This is a genomic window from Gemmatimonadota bacterium, from assembly GCA_026706845.1.
Classification (GTDB): domain Bacteria; phylum Latescibacterota; class UBA2968; order UBA2968; family UBA2968; genus VXRD01.
The window spans coordinates 21,807-37,707 of the sequence record JAPOXY010000189.1; the positions used below are offsets into that span (position 1 = coordinate 21,807).

Below are 15,901 nucleotides of genomic sequence, written 5' to 3' on the forward strand. Positions count from 1 at the left end.
GTCGCAAGGGGAGCCGGTTTCTGAACCCGGAGGATTAAAATATAAATCCACCCGTGAAGCGGAATGTATTGCTGGCAGGCGTATCTTCAGTTGGCACAAAATATGAGATATCGAAATTTGCCCAGTTGTATTTCAAGCCAAGTCCAAAGGTGGGGAAGTTGCGTTTGCCATCTTTGTCATAGGAGTAGCCACTGCGCAGGGCAAAAGCCGAATCTTCAGAAAGCTGGTACATCCATTCAATACCGACGCGGTAGTCCATGTCGTCAAATTCCGTAAAACCATTGCCGCCCGGATTGGGCTTCCAGCCAAAGGTGTCATCGTTCCAGCCCGAAATAAAGGAGAAGAAATTATCAGAGGCGAGGGGTTTGTAAACATCCGTGGTGAGCATCAGAGAAGACGAGTTGTTTTTGAGCAGTTTGTATGCAATGCCAAAAACGAAATTTTGTGGCAGTGGATCTGCCTGGTCGGCATCGATAAACGTCATGTTTGGACCGACATTGCGCAACACGCTGCCGAAGGTAAGCCGATCTGTAGCTGTCCACATGAGGCCTATGTCTCCGGCAAAAGAAGTCGCTGTCCCTTTGCCCTGTTCAATACCCGCACCTATGTCGGAGAGATTTTCATGGATGAACTTAACGGTTATGCCCAGTGCCAGATTTTTGAAGAGATGCGTGCCATAAGATACACCCAGGGCCATGCCATAGCTTTTAAATGTACCTAAAAGGTTTCCCTCTTCATCTGTGCGTTGTTGTTCGCCCAAAGAACTGTAAATGAGGCTGTATCCCAGATTGCCAATGCCACTAAAGGGGTGTGTGTAAGCACCGAATGACGAAAAGATGTCTCCAGCCAGTCGGGGAACGGGTTTGTAAAGGGTGGTGCTGAGACTGTGAATTTGCAATGAGGCCAGTGCGGCGGGGTTGTAGTACGTCGCATTGGCGTCATCGGCAATAGCGACGTACGCATTGCCCATGCCCGCTGCACGAGCCGATGGTGCGAACAACAAAAAAGTGGCTGCGGCATGGCTTTCTGGCGTTGCATCAGCTGGGGTGCTGATCAGGCCAATACCAAGCGCGAACAGGGCGAGAAGGCGGTGTTTCATGGGAATTCTCCTTTATAGGAATTGACCGGAAAGCCCGCAAAATATGAAAAAACCCGGTCGTGAGCGCGTGTGAACGCGCCGCCAACCGGGGGGCATTCTAACATCGCGCGCTAAAGCAGACACATCTCGGATATCGGATAAAATGGCCGATGAGATTTTACTGATATAAAAAACAGCGCTTTAGCGGTGATGCGATAGACAAATTCCCTGATTAATGGTGAGATAAAATCAAAAAACCGCTTGTTTGAGACTCGCGTGTTGACTATTTTCAGACCACGAATTTTTCCGATAAAGGGGGAGAACCGTGATTGATAGGGACTTACTCGATATTTTGGCCTGTCCAGAGAACAAAACGCCCGTGAAATTGGCCGATCAACCGCTGATTGATACCATCAATAGCGCGATTGAAAGAGGCGAGGTTAAAAACCGGGGCGGACAAAAAATTGAACAGCCAATTGATGGAGGCCTGGTGCGCGAAGATCGCGTCTTTTTATATCCCATTCAGGACGCGATTCCCATTATGTTGATCGATGAAGCCATCTCAATAGAAAAATTCGCGCCTCAATAGTCTTTTCCCCGTTTCTAAAGTATTTTAGAACTTCAGCAAATCCTGCCCATGTGTCAAGCCTTTTTTGAACGGTTTAGACGTTTACCCATGCAACGAGTTCCAAATTTTTTTTTGCAAAATTTATGTAATATCTGGATCGCGCTTGTGTTTGGGTTTTTATCTGGTGCATGTGGTGGTGGAAATGAGACAGCAAAATTAGATGTAACGGCGTTGGATGGCGGGAAAATAAGCTGGCGGACATGGAGCCAAAGAGATTCTGCCCGAATCATCGGGCGCCCCATCTTATTATTTTTTTATACACAGCGATCGGTTTGGTGCCGCGATCTGGCAGCGAGATGTTTTGAAAATTCAGAAATTGCGCGGGCTATTGCGCGTTACACGCTGCCGATATGGGTTGATGCTGATCAACGACCCGACTTGTTTGAGCATTTTGGTCTGGGCGGGGTTCCATCTCTCTCTTTTTTAACGCCCGATGAACGCTGGATAACGGGTAGCACCTATCTCGACCCCGATGATATGATAGATCTGTTGCGGTGGGTGCAAATTTTGTACGATAATCCCGATAGGCTCGTCAGGCTCGAGGAGCAGCGGGCAGAGTTGAAGCGGCGAGCGGAACTCGAAAAAAAGAAAGATCCGCGCCCTCGTATCGAACCCAGTACAGCGCTTTTGCACCGCGTGCGCGATAGTTTGAAATCGGTAGTAAAAAGCGGTTTTGATCCAGGGATCGAAGGTCTTCTCGCGCTTGCAGAAGTGGGTATTGATTCGCCTTTGGTCAATTTTGCACATAGCGCGCGGCGCGATACAGATGGCGTTTATGTGTTGGGGGTATTAACGCATCGCGGGCCTGTGATTGATGCGGAAAAACACATGGCGGTCAATGCTCAATTATTGCGGGCGTTTGCACGGGTAAATTTGTCTCGCAATCTGGCCGATGCGGTGCTGGAACAGTTTGCTGTATCTGGCGATGTTTTGTTGGGAGCCGGGCTGGCTGGCTTTCGAGATCAGGCTGGAAATGTATTGCGGGATACAGAGATTTATTCGGGCTGGAATGCGCTGGCAGTTTCGGGTTTGTGCGCGGCGTTTATCGAGACTCGAGAAACGCGTTTTTTAGATGCTGGGCGGCGAATTTTTGAAGCGGTTAAGACGCGATTTGTACAGGAAGATAGCCTGTTTGCCCACGCGCGATCTTTGAGTGCTCCCCATTTTTTGGTGGATCAGGTTTTAATCATCCGCGCGGCCCTCGATTTGTACGAGGTGCAGAAACGCGAGGCCGATTTGTTATTTGCGCGGGCGCATGCAGATCGGGTGATGACGACTTTTGCCGATTCTTCGGGTGCTTTGAGAGACCGAATGCCCGAGGCCGATGTCGCGCTATTGCCCGCTATTGATCGGTGGTTGCCTTCGGGAAATGGCGTAGCAGCGCAGGTTTTTATGCGGCTTTTTGTACATACGCAGATGCCGCGCTATCGAGATCGGGCCAAAGCGATTTTGACCGCTCTGATTGGGCCCAATATAGATCGCATCGGATATGCCGGCGCACTGAATCGCGCATTGGTTTTATTTGTGCGAGAAAGCGAAAACTAATGGCTAATAATCGGTTGCTCATTATCGGCGCATCGGGCTTTTTGGGGCAGGCGCTTTGCGATGCATCCTGCGATGATTGGGAGCGGGCACCTGCGTCGCGCAGCGGTCAAAAAGGTCATCTCGTCGTGGATTTGACGCGGCCCGATTTGGTACACGAGGTGGTGGCACAGGTGCGCCCCCAGTGGGTGATCAATTCTGCAGCTATGACGAGCGTTGATGTATGTGAGCGAAATCCCGCGCTTGCGCGTGCGATACACGTCGATGGAACGCGCAATCTGGTTCAAGCGTGTGAACGGGTTGGATGTGGTCTGGTGAACTTATCGACCAATTATGTGTTTGATGGAGAGAAAGGGCCTTATGGCGAGGGCGATGAAGCACATCCGGTGAATGCGTATGGACAGACCAAGTTGGAAAGCGAAGTTATTTTGCTGAATGCACTTTGTCCCGGCATTGTGGTGCGAACGGCGGTATTGTACGGTTTTCGCCCGTCTTGTCGGTCCAATTTTGTGACCTGGGCCATTTCATCGCTGGCAAGACGCGAGGCGATTCGCGTGGTGATAGACGAGTGGGCAAATCCTACTTTTGTCGATGAACTCGCCGCATTTATTTTAAAACTGTGCCGCACTGACTTCCGCGGCGTGGTGCATTTTGGTGGGGTGGATTTTTTGACGCGCTTTGAAATGGTCGAGCGGATATGTGCTGTGATGGGGCTTGACTTGTCGCTGGTGTCTTCCATAACGTCCGCAGAATTTGGGCAACTTGCACAGCGCCCGTTGCGAGCGGGGTTGACAACCACACTTGCCAGAGCATTATGTGATATTGTACCTGCCTCTTTTGAGTATAATTTGAGGCAATTAAAGGGCGTTTTTCACAAGATCGCTAATACCTATGTCTGATAATACACTCCGCATTTCTCTGATTACACCCACTTACAACGAGCGCGAGAACATTTCTTTGTTGGTAGAAGAAATATTCGACGTTCTGAAAGACTATCCCGACATTGATCTCGAGTTAATAGTGGTCGATGACAATTCGCCCGATGGCACGGGAGAGGTGGCCGAATCACTTGTGGATCGCTATCCGGTACAGGTGGTTCACCGCGCCGGAAAATTGGGATTGGGCAGTGCCGTGATGGCCGGGTTTGAGCGGGCAGAGCGGGATCTCTTAGGGGTGATGGATGCCGATTTGAGCCACGATCCCATTGTTTTGCCTCAACTCATTTACGGGTTGCGGAATCACGATCTGGCTATTGGTAGCCGATTTGATTCGGAGAGTCACGTCGAACAATGGGCCTGGTATCGCAGGACTATTTCCCAATTGGGAGTATTTCTCGCGCGGCAATTAACCGGTGTGCAAGACCCACTATCGGGCTATTTTTTCTTACATCGGCGCGTTATTAAAGACCTGGTATTGACTTCGCCGGGGTATAAAATTTTGCTGGAGATTCTGGTTAAGGGACATTATAAATCTTTTATTGAAGCGCCCTTTGTGTTTCGCAACCGGCAATACAGCAGTAGTAAGTTGAACTGGACTGAGTACTATTTGTTTCTCAAGCAATTGTTGACATTCTATATTTTTTCAAAAAAGAGCAACGCCGATAATAAATAATTCTTGTATTTTGGCTTGACATAGGAACAATTGGCTTTTATGTTGAGCATTGATTTGTGCATTTTCTTTTGAAACTGGAGGCGTTTATGGCCGTGCAGCACGAACTCAATACCCAGATATCTCTTCCGCTTTCCAAAGCGGTGGAGATCAGTTTTAATAGCGTTAAGATTCGATTTGGCCGGTCTTTGATTACGGTGAGTGGTATTGTGCTTGCTATCGCTTTTTTGATGTCGATTTGGGCGGGCAATTCCATTATTGACGGTTTGATGGCTGCCAGCGATCCCAAGATCAACTTGATCTTGCAACAAAAGGGTGTTGAAATTGATCCCGATAGTGCCGCCGCAATGCAGCAGCGGTCGAAGGATGCATGGCTGGTGGTGTTGTCACTGCTCGTGTGTTTGGTGGGTATTGCCAATGCCATGCTGATGTCTGTTACCGAGCGGTTTCGCGAGATTGGTACCATGAAGTGTATGGGTGCATTGGACGGATTTATTATTAAACTGTTTATTCTCGAATCGACGTTTATGGGTACAGCAGGCACGATTATTGGCGTGATCATTGGGTTTTTGCTGACTGCATTGCTCAATATGTCGAGTTTTGGCACGGTGATTTTCGATCATCTTCCCCTGACTCAGATTCTTGAAGATGGTGGTAAGGCTATTGTTATTGGTTCTGTTTTGTCGCTGATTGGCGGTATTTTGCCGGCCTATCGCGCTGCCAAGATGGAGCCGGTCGATGCGATGTCGTTGGAAGTCTAAATCTGATTGTGAGGTGCTTTATGGCTGCTGAAGAAAAAATAGAGACAAATGGAGAGGCCGAAGAAGCAACGGTTGTACGCACGCAAGATGTGAAGAAGGTGTACATAATGGGCGATGAGCAGATTCACGCACTCAAAGGTGTGGATCTGGAAGTGACACAGGGCGAATATCTGTCCATCATGGGACCTTCTGGTTCGGGAAAGAGTACCCTGTTTAATATGGTGGGGGGATTGGACAAGCCGACCGAGGGCAAGGTTTATATCGACGATGTAGATGTCGCCCAACTCGACGCTTATGAACTCGCGTGGTTGCGCTGTCGAAAGATCGGTTATATTTTTCAATCTTATAATTTGATTCCGGTGATGACAGCGCTTGAGAATGTGACCCTGCCGATGGTGTTTGCCGGCCTGACGAGCGACGAGGCGCGCGACAAGGGCGTGGAATTGTTGACACAGGTGGGTCTGGGCGAGCGCGTGATGCACAAACCTTTTGAGCTTTCAGGTGGGCAGCAACAGCGCGTGGCTGTTGCGCGGGCCTTTGCCAACGACCCTGCGATCATTCTGGCTGACGAGCCTACTGGAAATCTCGATTTGAATACGGGGCGGGAGATTATTGAACTGTTGCGCCAGATGAACGAGGAGTCGGGCGTGACTGTGATTTCAGCGACGCACGATCACAAGATGCTGTCGGTATCCGACCGCGTGGTGTGGGTGCGCGATGGCCGCGTAGATCGCATTATTGACCGCGATGAATTGAAAATTGAGGTGGGCACGATTGACGGTCATGAATAAACTTCTCTCTTGACACTGTTTTAGAATTTGTTATTTTTGGCGCGTCCGATATTTAAGAGTTATTTAAGGAATTTGGTGTGATGAACGCTTTTGCAACCTGCTTCTGGTATTTTTGGCGTCGATTTGACGGCCGATATTATTATTATCGCCGCCCGTCCAAGAGTGTGGTTTGTCCTGCGTTTTAAATGTGATGTAAGTGAATAAAAGTACGAGGTCGTGGGCAAACTGCTCACGACCTTTTTTATTTTTTCAAGGATTTTCCAGTGATTCAACCCGATCTCAAAACTGTCGAGAAGTTGAGCAAAGGCTGTGGTCTCGTTCCCATTTCAAGAGAAATTCTCGCGGATACAGAGACGCCCGTTTCGGCCTATTTGAAAATTCGCGCAAAGTCATCGCATGCGTTTTTGTTTGAAAGCGTGGTGGGCGGCGAGCAGATTGGGCGGTATTCGTTTTTGGGCGTGGATCCGTTTTTGGTTTTTCGTTCGCGCGGAACAAAAATTTCGGTTGAATATGCGACGACGGGTGAGCTTCGACTATTTAATGGGGAGCCTATTGAGGTATTGCGGGGGTTGTTAAGAAAATATCATTCGCAACATATGGAGGGGTTTCCTCGATTTACAGGCGGTGCTGTGGGCTATGTGAGTTACGATGCCGTGCGTTTGATTGAGCGCATTCCCGAGACGGTTGAAGACGATCTCGATCTTGACGATATATTTTTTTCCTTTTACGATTCGGTGCTGGCGTTTGACAATGTGACGCACAAAGTGCATGTGATGGCCAATGTGCATACAGAGGGCGATATAGAGGCGAATTACGAGGATGCAGTCAAACGGATCGATACACTTATTGAGGTACTGGCGCAACCGGTGGATGCGTCTCTGAAACCGGGCATGAGTTCGTGTGTCGTGACTTCAAATACGAGCAAAGAAGCGTATATGGATGTGGTGGCGCGTTGCAGGGAATACATTGTGGCAGGTGATATTTTCCAGGTGGTGCCTTCGCAGCGCTTTGCAATGGATGTGACGGTGGATGCACTGGATATTTATCGGGCGTTGCGGACGGTGAATCCGTCGCCTTATATGTTTCACGTCGATTTGAAAGATCATCAACTCGTGGGCGCGTCGCCCGAGTTGCTCGTCAGGGTAGAGGACGGGGTGGTGCAGGTGCGACCTATTGCGGGTACGCGGTGGCGCGGTAAAACAGAGGCGGAGGATCAGGTGCTGGCACAGGAGTTGCTGGCAGATAAAAAAGAATGCGCCGAGCATATTATGCTGGTGGATTTGGGACGCAATGATGTGGGGCGCGTCTCAAGGTTTGATACGGTGCGCGTGACCGAGCAGATGACGATTGAACGGTATTCGCATGTGATGCATATCGTTTCGAATGTGCGCGGCGAATTGCACGAGGGTGTCGATGCGCTGGACGCGCTTTTTGCCTGTTATCCGGCTGGTACGGTGTCGGGCGCGCCAAAAATTCGAGCGATGGAGATTATCGACGAGATGGAGCCAACGCGCCGCGGGCCTTATGCCGGTGCGGTGGGTTATATCGATTTTGCGGGCAATATGGATACGTGTATTGCCATTCGCACGCTGGTGATTAAGGATGGCAAAGCGTATGTGCAGGCAGGAGGTGGCGTGGTGTTCGATTCCGAGCCGGAATACGAATATCAGGAGACCGTGAACAAAGCTCGGGCACTGTTTCGGGCAGTAGAGATGGCTGAAGGGGGAGAGTTGTTGTGATTCTCGTCATTGATAACTACGATTCTTTTACTTATAACCTCGTTCAATATCTCGGGGAACTGGGTGCGGATCTGGTGGTGCATCGCAATGATCAGATCTCACTTGAAGATATTGCGGATATCGCACCCGAGAAGATCGTTATTTCTCCCGGTCCCTGCACGCCGAATGAAGCGGGGATTTCCGTGGCTTTGGTACAGCATTTTGCGGGGGAAATTCCGATTTTAGGGGTTTGTCTGGGGCATCAGTCCATTGGGCAGGCGTTTGGTGGAAAAATTGTGGGCGCGCCGACAATTATGCACGGGAAGGTGTCGGAGATTCATCATACGGGGAAGTCTATTTTTCAGGGATTACCCGAGCCGTTTATTGCCACGCGCTACCATTCGCTGGTGGTCGAGCGAGAGAGTTTGCCCGATTGTTTGGAAATTACGGCAGAGACCGATGATGACGTGATTATGGGCTTGCGCCATCGAGATATGGCGGTGGATGGCGTGCAGTTTCACCCAGAATCGATTTTGACGGGTGAAGGCAAGAATTTGCTGCAAAATTTTCTCGATGCGTGATTTGTTAGCTGAGGAGATGAGTATGAACATACAAGAGGCGATTGCAAAAGCGATTGAAGGTGCGGATTTGAGCCGGGGTGAGATGACGGATGCGATGGATCAGATTATGTCGGGCGAGGCGACGGATGCGCAGATCGGCGCGTTTTTAATTGCGCTGCGCGTGAAGGGCGAGAGTGTCGATGAGATTGCCGGGGCCGCGTCTGTGATGCGCGAGAAGGCAACGCCTATTGCGACAAAGCACGATGTGATTGTCGATACCTGTGGCACGGGGGGCGATCATTCAGGCACGTTTAATATTTCGACAACGGCGGCATTTGTCGCTGCGGGAGCGGGTTTGTGTGTGGCCAAACACGGCAATCGCGCGGCGACGAGTCAGTGTGGTAGCGCGGATGTGCTGGGTGCATTGGGTGTGAATATTGAGGCATCGCCCGAGACGGTGAGCAGGTGTCTGGACGATGTGGGGATTGGGTTTTTGTTTGCTATTTCGTTACATGGGGCGATGAAATACGCGATTGGACCGCGTCGGGAAATTGGTGCGCGGACAATTTTCAATGCGCTGGGACCGCTGAGCAATCCAGCGGGTGCAACGCGGCAGGTGGTCGGTGTGTACAGCGCGGCATTGACCGAGACACTTGCAGGTGTTTTGGGGACTCTGGGATCGGAGCGGGCGTTTGTGGTTCACGGTTCGGATGGTTTAGATGAGATGACCTTGACGGGTCCGACGAGGGTGAGTGAATTGAAGAATGGATCGGTTTCGACGTATGACGTATCACCTGGGGACTTTGGGCTGATGCAGGCTCCAGCCGATGCGCTAAAAGGTGGAGATGCCGATTATAATGCGGAGATTACGCGGTCGATTCTGAATGGTGAAGAAGGTCCTCGGCGAGATATTGTGTTGTTGAATGCGGCGGCGGCAATTGTGGCGGGCGATAAGGCGCGTGATCTCAATGAAGGCGTGCAGGTCGCGGCTGAAGTGATTGATTCGGGTAAGGCGTTGGAGAAGTTGGAGGGTCTGGTCGCGGCGAGTCGGGAATGATTCTGGAGGTGAAGTAAAATGGCTCTCTCTGTAGGTGTTGCTGGTTTGCGATTTGGCATGTCCTGGGCACGGGTGTTTGATGCGTATGACGAGACTGATTTGGTCGCTGTTTGTGATATCCAACAGGAGAGACGGGACGAGGCAAAAGAGCAGTTGGGTGTCGATGTTTGTTATGCGGCTTTTGATGGTCTGGTCGCCGATGAACGGATTGATGCGGTGGCTATTTTTACGCCCGCGCCGCTTCATGCAGAACATGTGATTCGAGCGATTCGGGCCGGTAAGCACGTTTTGTGTGCCGTGCCCGCTGCGCTGACTATGGATGAGGCAAAGGCATTGGTCGAGGTTGTTTCAGAAAGTGACCGCATTTATATGATGGCAGAGAATTGGGTTTATGAGCCCAGTGTGGTGCGTGCGAGGTCGCTTTATGAGTCGCAGAAACTGGGGCGTATTTACTATGCCGAGGCCGAGTATATTCACGGTCTAAAAGCGTTGAGGCGACATCCCGATGGACGGCCTACCTGGCGGAATAGTTTACAACCCCTTCTTTATCCGACACATGGGACATCGCCGTATCTGAATATGACGGGTGATCGTCTGGTTGAGGTCATGGCTGTTTCGGCATCAGGACGAGATGAGTTTTTAGAGGGGTATGAAGCAGATTGGGTACAGACGGCTTTGTTCCGAACTGAAGAAGGCGCGGTGTTCAGGTTGACAAATTCGTTTCAGAATGTGCATGGGATGAGCCATTTTTTGAGTTTTTATGGCGATGAGGGTTCTTTCGAGACGGGGCGATTTCGCGAAGCGCGAACGGTGTGTTATTATTCGGTGGGGAATAAGGAGCAGGTGACGCGCGAAGAATGCCACCATCCCGAGTTGTCCCAGTTTTCGGACGCGCTCGGTGCAGGGCACGGCAAAACGAGTATGCTCATTGTTCTGGATTTTGTGCAGGCAGTTGCGAACGGATCGCCACCGCCGGTAGATTTGATGCAGGCGCTGGATATGACACTGCCCGGTATTGTGGGGTTGCAGGCGGTGCGCGAAGATGGATGGGTGTCTGTTCCCGATCCGCGGTCGTGGCTTTAGCTCTGTCTGAGGATGGTGGGACTTTATGGCTGGCAATATTCTCGACAAGATTGTGGCGTATAAACGCAGGTTTCTCGCCGGGTGTGTGGGACAGAAGCCGTTTGAAGAGATGGCGCAGTTGGCCGAAGATGCGCCAGAGCCGCCTTCTTTTTTTGATGGGCTGGTGGATGGGGATGATATTGCTGTGATCGCCGAGGTGAAAAAGGCGTCGCCCTCTAAGGGCGTGATCCGCGGGGATTTTGACGCGGTGGATATTGCGAAAATTTATGTGGAGAATGGGGCTTCGGCGCTTTCGGTATTGACGGATGAGAAATTTTTTCAGGGGTCGGCGGATTATTTGGCTCAGATTTCAATGGTTGTCGATCGGCCCATTTTGCGAAAGGATTTCACGATTGATCCCTATCAGATTTACGAGGCGCGCGCGATTGGGGCTTCGGCTGTGTTGTTGATTGTGTCGATTTTAACGCCTCGAGAATTGTCCTCATTTATAGCGACGAGCCGTGCGCTGGGTCTGGATGCGCTGGTGGAAGTGCACGAGAGAGAAGAACTGATGGTCGCGCTCGATGCTGGGGCAGAGATTGTTGGGATTAACAATCGGAATTTGAAGACTTTTGATACGTCTCTGGGTACGACTTATGGGTTGATCGATTATATTCCCGATGACGTGTTGAAGGTGAGTGAGAGCGGTATTTATACGCGCGAAGATGTTGTCGCGCTTCGAGATGCGGGCGCAGATGCCGTGCTGGTGGGCGAGAGTTTGATGCGCGAACCGGATATTGCCGCCAGGTTGCAGGAGTTGATAGGGCATGCGAGCTAAAATTTGCGGTGTTACAAATCGGGATGATGCGTTGTGTGCGGTTGATCACGGTGCAGATGCCCTGGGGTTTAATTTTTACGAGAAGAGCCTTCGCTATATCGCGCCCGAGAAAGCCGGAGAAATTGTTTTTGATTTGCCGCCATTTGTGACTCCCGTAGGGGTGTTTGTGAATGCATCGGAACGAGAGATTGACGTTGCCGTGAAGTTGGCGGGGCTTCGGGCGATTCAATTGCACGGGGATGAGCCTCCCGAAGCATGTCTGGGGCATGCGGTGCCGGTGATTCGCGCGCTTCGCGTAGGACGCGATTTTGATGTGCAGACGATGGGGTCGTATCTGGTCAATACATTCTTATTGGATACAGAGAGAGCGGGTTTTTATGGTGGTACGGGGGAGACATTTGACTGGACAAAGGCGGTGGAGGCAAAAGAGTATGGGCGCATTATTCTTGCCGGTGGGTTAAATCCGGATAATGTTCAGGAGGCGATTGAACGAGTTGGTCCCTATGCGGTGGATACGAGTAGTGGCGTAGAAGTCGAGCCGGGGAAGAAGGATCACAAAAAAGTGAAGGATTTTTTGGCGCGCGCAAAGGCGTGATATGAATATGGAGATAAAAACGTGGATGTGTTAGACGATTTGGCATTTCGTGGCTATATTTTTCAGATGACAGATGAGGATAAGCTCCGCAGGCGTTTGGCAGAGGGGCAGATGACATTGTATTGTGGATTTGACCCCACTGCCGATAGCCTGCACGCGGGCAGTCTGGTTCCCATTATGGGATTGCGTCGCTTTCAAGATGCGGGGCACAAGCCCATTGCACTCGTGGGCGGGGGCACGGGATTGATTGGCGATCCGAGTGGGAAAGCAGAAGAGCGGCAGTTGAATTCACTGGAGGTAGTGCAGGCATATACGGAGTGCCAGCGCGCGCAATTGGAAAAGTATCTGGATTTTGAGACCAGGGACAATCCGGCGCTGATGGTGAGCAATTATACCTGGCTTTCGGAGTTGCGTACGATTGAATTTTTGCGCGATGTGGGCAAACACTTTTCAATGGGATATATGCTGGGCAAAGAGTCGGTGTCGTCGCGTCTTTCAACCGGGATTTCGTTTACCGAATTTAGTTATATGGTTTTGCAGGCGTATGATTTTATGGAATTGAACAGAAAGTATGGCTGTGAGCTTCAGATCGGGGGTAGCGATCAGTGGGGCAATATTACGGCGGGCATAGAGTTGTGTCGGCGCATGCTCAATAAGACGGTGTATGGGTTGACTTTCCCTTTGCTGGAAAAGTCGGATGGGACGAAGTTTGGCAAGACCGAGACGGGTACGTTATGGCTCGATCCCGAGAAGACATCGCCCTATCAATTTTATCAGTTTTGGGTGAATGCAGCGGATCGCGATGTGGTGAAATTTTTGAAGTTGTTCACTTTTTTGAGCCGCGAACGCATAGAGGAATTGGAACGAGAGGTGGAGGCGCGACCCGAGAAGCGCGAGGCGCAGCGCGTGCTGGCCGAAGAGGTGACGACTTTTATCCACGGCGCAGGCGCAAAGGATCGCGCCGTGCATATTTCCGAGGCGCTGTTTTACGGCAATTTGCGGGATTTGAATGAACAGGAGATTGCAGAAGGATTTAGCGATGTGCCGTCTTACGCGCTCAAAGGAGTTGACGAAGTGGGCTTGATCGATTTGCTCGTGGATGCGCGAATTTCTTCGTCCAGACGACAGGCGCGCGAAGATATCAGGACCGGTGCTATTTATATTAATGGAGAACGCTGTACAGATGTGAGTCATGTCTTAAAGCCGTCTGAAAGACTGGCTGGCAAATATCTGGTGATGCGCCGCGGCAAACGCCGCTACTTTCTGGTGAGGTGGTTGGCGTGATTAGGCAAATGCATGTAGATTGTTTACTAACTATTTAACCCAAAGGAAGGATTTTTTTATGAAAGCACCCTGGATTACCTACCGTCCGGAACTCAAGGTACTCGATTGTACGATCCGCGATGGCGGTTTGATGAATGACCATCATTTTGATGATGATTTTGTGAAAGCCGTGTATGAAACATGTGTCGCGGCAGGTGTTGACTATATGGAAATTGGGTACCGAAACTCTAAAGAGATGTTCCCCAAAAGAGATTTTGGTGCGTTCCGCCACAGCGATGAAGAGGATATTCGCAAAATTACCGGGGATCACGATCCCGAAGCGACGGGGATGAAACTCGCAATTATGGCGGATGCGGGCAAGAGCGATTGGGCTGAAGATATTCTGCCGGCCAGCGAGAGCGTGGTCGATATGGTGCGCGTGGCGTGTTATGTCGAACAGATTCCCGAGACTGTTGAAATGTTGCTCGATGCCCACGAGAAGGGGTATGAAACGAGTTGTAATATTATGGCGATTTCGACGGTGCAAGATGTCGAGATTGATCAGGCGTTAGAGGTGTTGATGCAAACGCCTGTGGGCACGATTTGCGTTGTGGATAGTTTCGGTGCGCTGTATCGCGAGCAGGTCGATATGCTCGTGCGAAAATACATGGAGGCGACCAAGAGTTCGGGCAAAGAGGTGGGTATTCACGCGCACAATAACCAGCAACTGGCATTTGCCAATACTATTGAGGCCATTATTTTAGGGGCCAATCGGGTCGATGCCACAGTGGATGGATTGGGCCGAGGTGCGGGCAATTGTCCCATGGAATTGTTGCTCGGTTTTTTGCGAAATCCCAAATTTAAGATCCGCCCCGTCTATAAGTTGCTGGAAGATCATTTTGTCAAGTTGCGCAGCGAAATGATGTGGGGACCTCTGGTGCCCTATAATATCACAGGCCAGCACAACCAGCATCCCCGCGAGGCAATGGCGTTGCTCGATGGTGATGACCGAGATGAGTATCTGGCATTTTACGACCGCGTAGTTGGTGATATTTAAGGGGATATACAATATGGCTGTAAACGCGAGTGATTTGCCCGATGCGCGAGGGCATTTTGGGCCTTATGGTGGGCAGTATGTGCCCGAGACGCTTATGGCGCTGTTGGAAGACCTGGAGGCGGCTTACCGGGAGGCAAAGCGCGATCCCGGTTTTTGGGCTGAACTGGATCGATATTTGCGCGATTACGTCGGGCGGCCCACGCCGCTTTATTTTGCCGAGCGGTTGACAGAAGAACTCGGCGGTCCTAAAATTTATCTCAAGCGCGAAGACCTCGCCCATACGGGGGCGCATAAAATCAATCATGCCATGGGGCAGATTTTGCTCGCCAACAGAATGGGCAAAACGCGGATTATTGCCGAGACTGGCGCCGGACAACACGGCGTGGCAACGGCAACTGTGGCGGCGATGTTTGGTCTCAAATGCGAAATTTACATGGGTGTTGAAGATATGGAACGGCAAGCGCTCAATGTGTTTCGCATGCGGCTTTTGGGTGCGAAAGTTACGGGTGTCCATTCGGGTAGCAAAACGCTGAAGGATGCGATCAACGAGGCCATTCGAGACTGGGTGACCAATGTGGAGGATACGTTTTACATTTTTGGTTCGGTTTTGGGACCGCATCCATATCCGATGATTGTACGCGATTTCCAGCGGGTTATTGGCGTTGAAGCTCGTGCTCAAATTTTGGAGAGAGAAGGTCAATTGCCCGATGTGCTCGTCGCCTGTGTGGGCGGGGGAAGTAATTCTATCGGGTTGTTTCACGCTTTCTTAGATGATGCCGATGTCCAGATGATCGGTGTGGAGGCCGGCGGTCACGGTATTGAGTCTGGCGAGCACGCTGCGCGGTTTAATGGTGGCGATTTGGGGGTTTTGCACGGTGCGCGCATATATGTGTTGCAAGATGATGATGGACAAATCTCATTGACGCATTCGGTATCGGCTGGTCTCGATTATTCGGGTGTGGGGCCAGAGCATTGTTATTTGCGAGATATGGCGCGTACGGCTTATACGTATGCGACGGATGAGGAAGCACTCAGTGCTTTTGAGTTGCTCAGTCATACCGAAGGGATTATTCCCGCTTTGGAGAGTTCACACGCGATTGCCCATGTTTGCAAGTTGGCGCCCGAGATGAGTCGAGATCAGATTGTGGTGGTCAATTTATCGGGGCGCGGGGACAAAGATGTGCAGCAAGCGGCGCGGTTTATCGAAGGAGTGAGATGATGCGGATTGGACGGCGGTTTGAAGACTTGAGAAAAGCGGACAGAACGGGCTTTGTCGCGTATATTACGGCGGGTGATCCAGACTTAAATACCACGCATCAGGTGGTGTTGGAACTGGATCGGCG

At 50.8% G+C, this 15,901-nt stretch carries 16 protein-coding genes; 15 read left to right on the plus strand and 1 reads right to left on the minus strand.

Annotated features, from left to right (window positions below):
* Positions 1 to 34 precede the first annotated feature (34 nt).
* Complete coding sequence (locus tag OXG87_17460; GenBank protein ID MCY3871340.1) at positions 35 to 1,099, minus strand: PorV/PorQ family protein; 1,065 nt, start codon at positions 1,097 to 1,099, stop codon at positions 35 to 37.
* Positions 1,100 to 1,403: 304 nt separating this feature from the next.
* Here OXG87_17460 and OXG87_17465 point away from each other — a divergent pair, with 304 nt between their 5' ends.
* The 15 genes from OXG87_17465 to trpB all read left to right on the plus strand — a co-directional run bounded on the left by OXG87_17465 (position 1,404) and on the right by trpB (position 15,777).
* Positions 1,404 to 1,667, plus strand: coding sequence for a hypothetical protein (locus tag OXG87_17465; protein MCY3871341.1), 264 nt, complete (start codon positions 1,404 to 1,406; stop codon positions 1,665 to 1,667).
* A 111-nt stretch (positions 1,668 to 1,778) separates the two neighbouring features.
* Positions 1,779 to 3,251 (plus strand): DUF255 domain-containing protein, encoded by a 1,473-nt coding sequence (locus OXG87_17470; GenBank protein ID MCY3871342.1) that lies wholly within the window; start codon positions 1,779 to 1,781, stop codon positions 3,249 to 3,251.
* A complete protein-coding gene (locus tag OXG87_17475; GenBank protein ID MCY3871343.1) occupies positions 3,251 to 4,147 on the plus strand; it encodes an SDR family oxidoreductase in 897 nt (298 codons plus the stop codon). Before OXG87_17470 ends, OXG87_17475 begins: the two co-directional genes overlap by 1 nt.
* A complete protein-coding gene (locus OXG87_17480; GenBank protein ID MCY3871344.1) occupies positions 4,140 to 4,859 on the plus strand; it encodes a polyprenol monophosphomannose synthase in 720 nt (239 codons plus the stop codon). Before OXG87_17475 ends, OXG87_17480 begins: the two co-directional genes overlap by 8 nt.
* A gap of 86 nt (positions 4,860 to 4,945) precedes the next feature.
* Entirely contained in the window at positions 4,946 to 5,617 is a 672-nt protein-coding gene (locus OXG87_17485) for an FtsX-like permease family protein (protein MCY3871345.1), read from the plus strand.
* A gap of 20 nt (positions 5,618 to 5,637) precedes the next feature.
* A complete protein-coding gene (locus OXG87_17490) occupies positions 5,638 to 6,408 on the plus strand; it encodes an ABC transporter ATP-binding protein (protein MCY3871346.1) in 771 nt (256 codons plus the stop codon).
* A gap of 263 nt (positions 6,409 to 6,671) precedes the next feature.
* The gene (trpE, locus tag OXG87_17495) at positions 6,672 to 8,147 is read left to right on the plus strand and encodes an anthranilate synthase component I (GenBank protein MCY3871347.1); all 1,476 of its coding nucleotides are present in this window, start codon (positions 6,672 to 6,674) and stop codon (positions 8,145 to 8,147) included.
* The gene (locus tag OXG87_17500; protein ID MCY3871348.1) at positions 8,144 to 8,707 is read left to right on the plus strand and encodes an aminodeoxychorismate/anthranilate synthase component II; all 564 of its coding nucleotides are present in this window, start codon (positions 8,144 to 8,146) and stop codon (positions 8,705 to 8,707) included. The genes trpE and OXG87_17500 overlap by 4 nt, the downstream gene beginning before the upstream one ends.
* A 22-nt stretch (positions 8,708 to 8,729) precedes the next feature.
* A complete protein-coding gene (trpD, locus tag OXG87_17505; GenBank protein MCY3871349.1) occupies positions 8,730 to 9,743 on the plus strand; it encodes an anthranilate phosphoribosyltransferase in 1,014 nt (337 codons plus the stop codon).
* 18 nt (positions 9,744 to 9,761) lie between these two features.
* Positions 9,762 to 10,826, plus strand: a complete 1,065-nt coding sequence (locus tag OXG87_17510; protein ID MCY3871350.1) for a Gfo/Idh/MocA family oxidoreductase — start codon at positions 9,762 to 9,764, stop codon at positions 10,824 to 10,826.
* Between the two features lie 25 nt (positions 10,827 to 10,851).
* Positions 10,852 to 11,643 carry an indole-3-glycerol phosphate synthase TrpC gene (gene trpC / locus OXG87_17515; GenBank protein ID MCY3871351.1) on the plus strand — a complete coding sequence of 264 codons (792 nt, stop codon included), beginning with the start codon at positions 10,852 to 10,854 and terminating at the stop codon, positions 11,641 to 11,643.
* A complete protein-coding gene (locus OXG87_17520) occupies positions 11,633 to 12,238 on the plus strand; it encodes a phosphoribosylanthranilate isomerase (GenBank protein ID MCY3871352.1) in 606 nt (201 codons plus the stop codon). The genes trpC and OXG87_17520 overlap by 11 nt, the downstream gene beginning before the upstream one ends.
* 21 nt (positions 12,239 to 12,259) lie before the next feature.
* Entirely contained in the window at positions 12,260 to 13,522 is a 1,263-nt protein-coding gene (gene tyrS / locus OXG87_17525) for a tyrosine--tRNA ligase (GenBank protein MCY3871353.1), read from the plus strand.
* Positions 13,523 to 13,580: 58 nt separating this feature from the next.
* A complete protein-coding gene (locus tag OXG87_17530; GenBank protein ID MCY3871354.1) occupies positions 13,581 to 14,558 on the plus strand; it encodes an aldolase catalytic domain-containing protein in 978 nt (325 codons plus the stop codon).
* Positions 14,559 to 14,571: 13 nt separating this feature from the next.
* Complete coding sequence (trpB, locus tag OXG87_17535) at positions 14,572 to 15,777, plus strand: tryptophan synthase subunit beta (GenBank protein ID MCY3871355.1); 1,206 nt, start codon at positions 14,572 to 14,574, stop codon at positions 15,775 to 15,777.
* Positions 15,778 to 15,901 lie beyond the last annotated feature (124 nt).

Excerpts from the sequence above, each read along its gene's own strand:
- OXG87_17520 (MCY3871352.1), top strand. The coding sequence starts at position 11,633 with ATGCGAGCTAAAATTTGCGGTGTTACAAATCGGGATGATGCGTTGTGT.
- OXG87_17460 (MCY3871340.1), bottom strand. The coding sequence starts at position 1,099 with ATGAAACACCGCCTTCTCGCCCTGTTCGCGCTTGGTATTGGCCTGATC.
- OXG87_17480 (MCY3871344.1), top strand. The coding sequence starts at position 4,140 with ATGTCTGATAATACACTCCGCATTTCTCTGATTACACCCACTTACAAC.
- OXG87_17530 (MCY3871354.1), top strand. The coding sequence starts at position 13,581 with ATGAAAGCACCCTGGATTACCTACCGTCCGGAACTCAAGGTACTCGAT.
- OXG87_17510 (MCY3871350.1), top strand. The coding sequence starts at position 9,762 with ATGGCTCTCTCTGTAGGTGTTGCTGGTTTGCGATTTGGCATGTCCTGG.
- trpB (MCY3871355.1), top strand. The coding sequence starts at position 14,572 with ATGGCTGTAAACGCGAGTGATTTGCCCGATGCGCGAGGGCATTTTGGG.
- trpC (MCY3871351.1), top strand. The coding sequence starts at position 10,852 with ATGGCTGGCAATATTCTCGACAAGATTGTGGCGTATAAACGCAGGTTT.
- OXG87_17485 (MCY3871345.1), top strand. The coding sequence starts at position 4,946 with ATGGCCGTGCAGCACGAACTCAATACCCAGATATCTCTTCCGCTTTCC.
- trpD (MCY3871349.1), top strand. The coding sequence starts at position 8,730 with ATGAACATACAAGAGGCGATTGCAAAAGCGATTGAAGGTGCGGATTTG.
- OXG87_17490 (MCY3871346.1), top strand. The coding sequence starts at position 5,638 with ATGGCTGCTGAAGAAAAAATAGAGACAAATGGAGAGGCCGAAGAAGCA.
- OXG87_17475 (MCY3871343.1), top strand. The coding sequence starts at position 3,251 with ATGGCTAATAATCGGTTGCTCATTATCGGCGCATCGGGCTTTTTGGGG.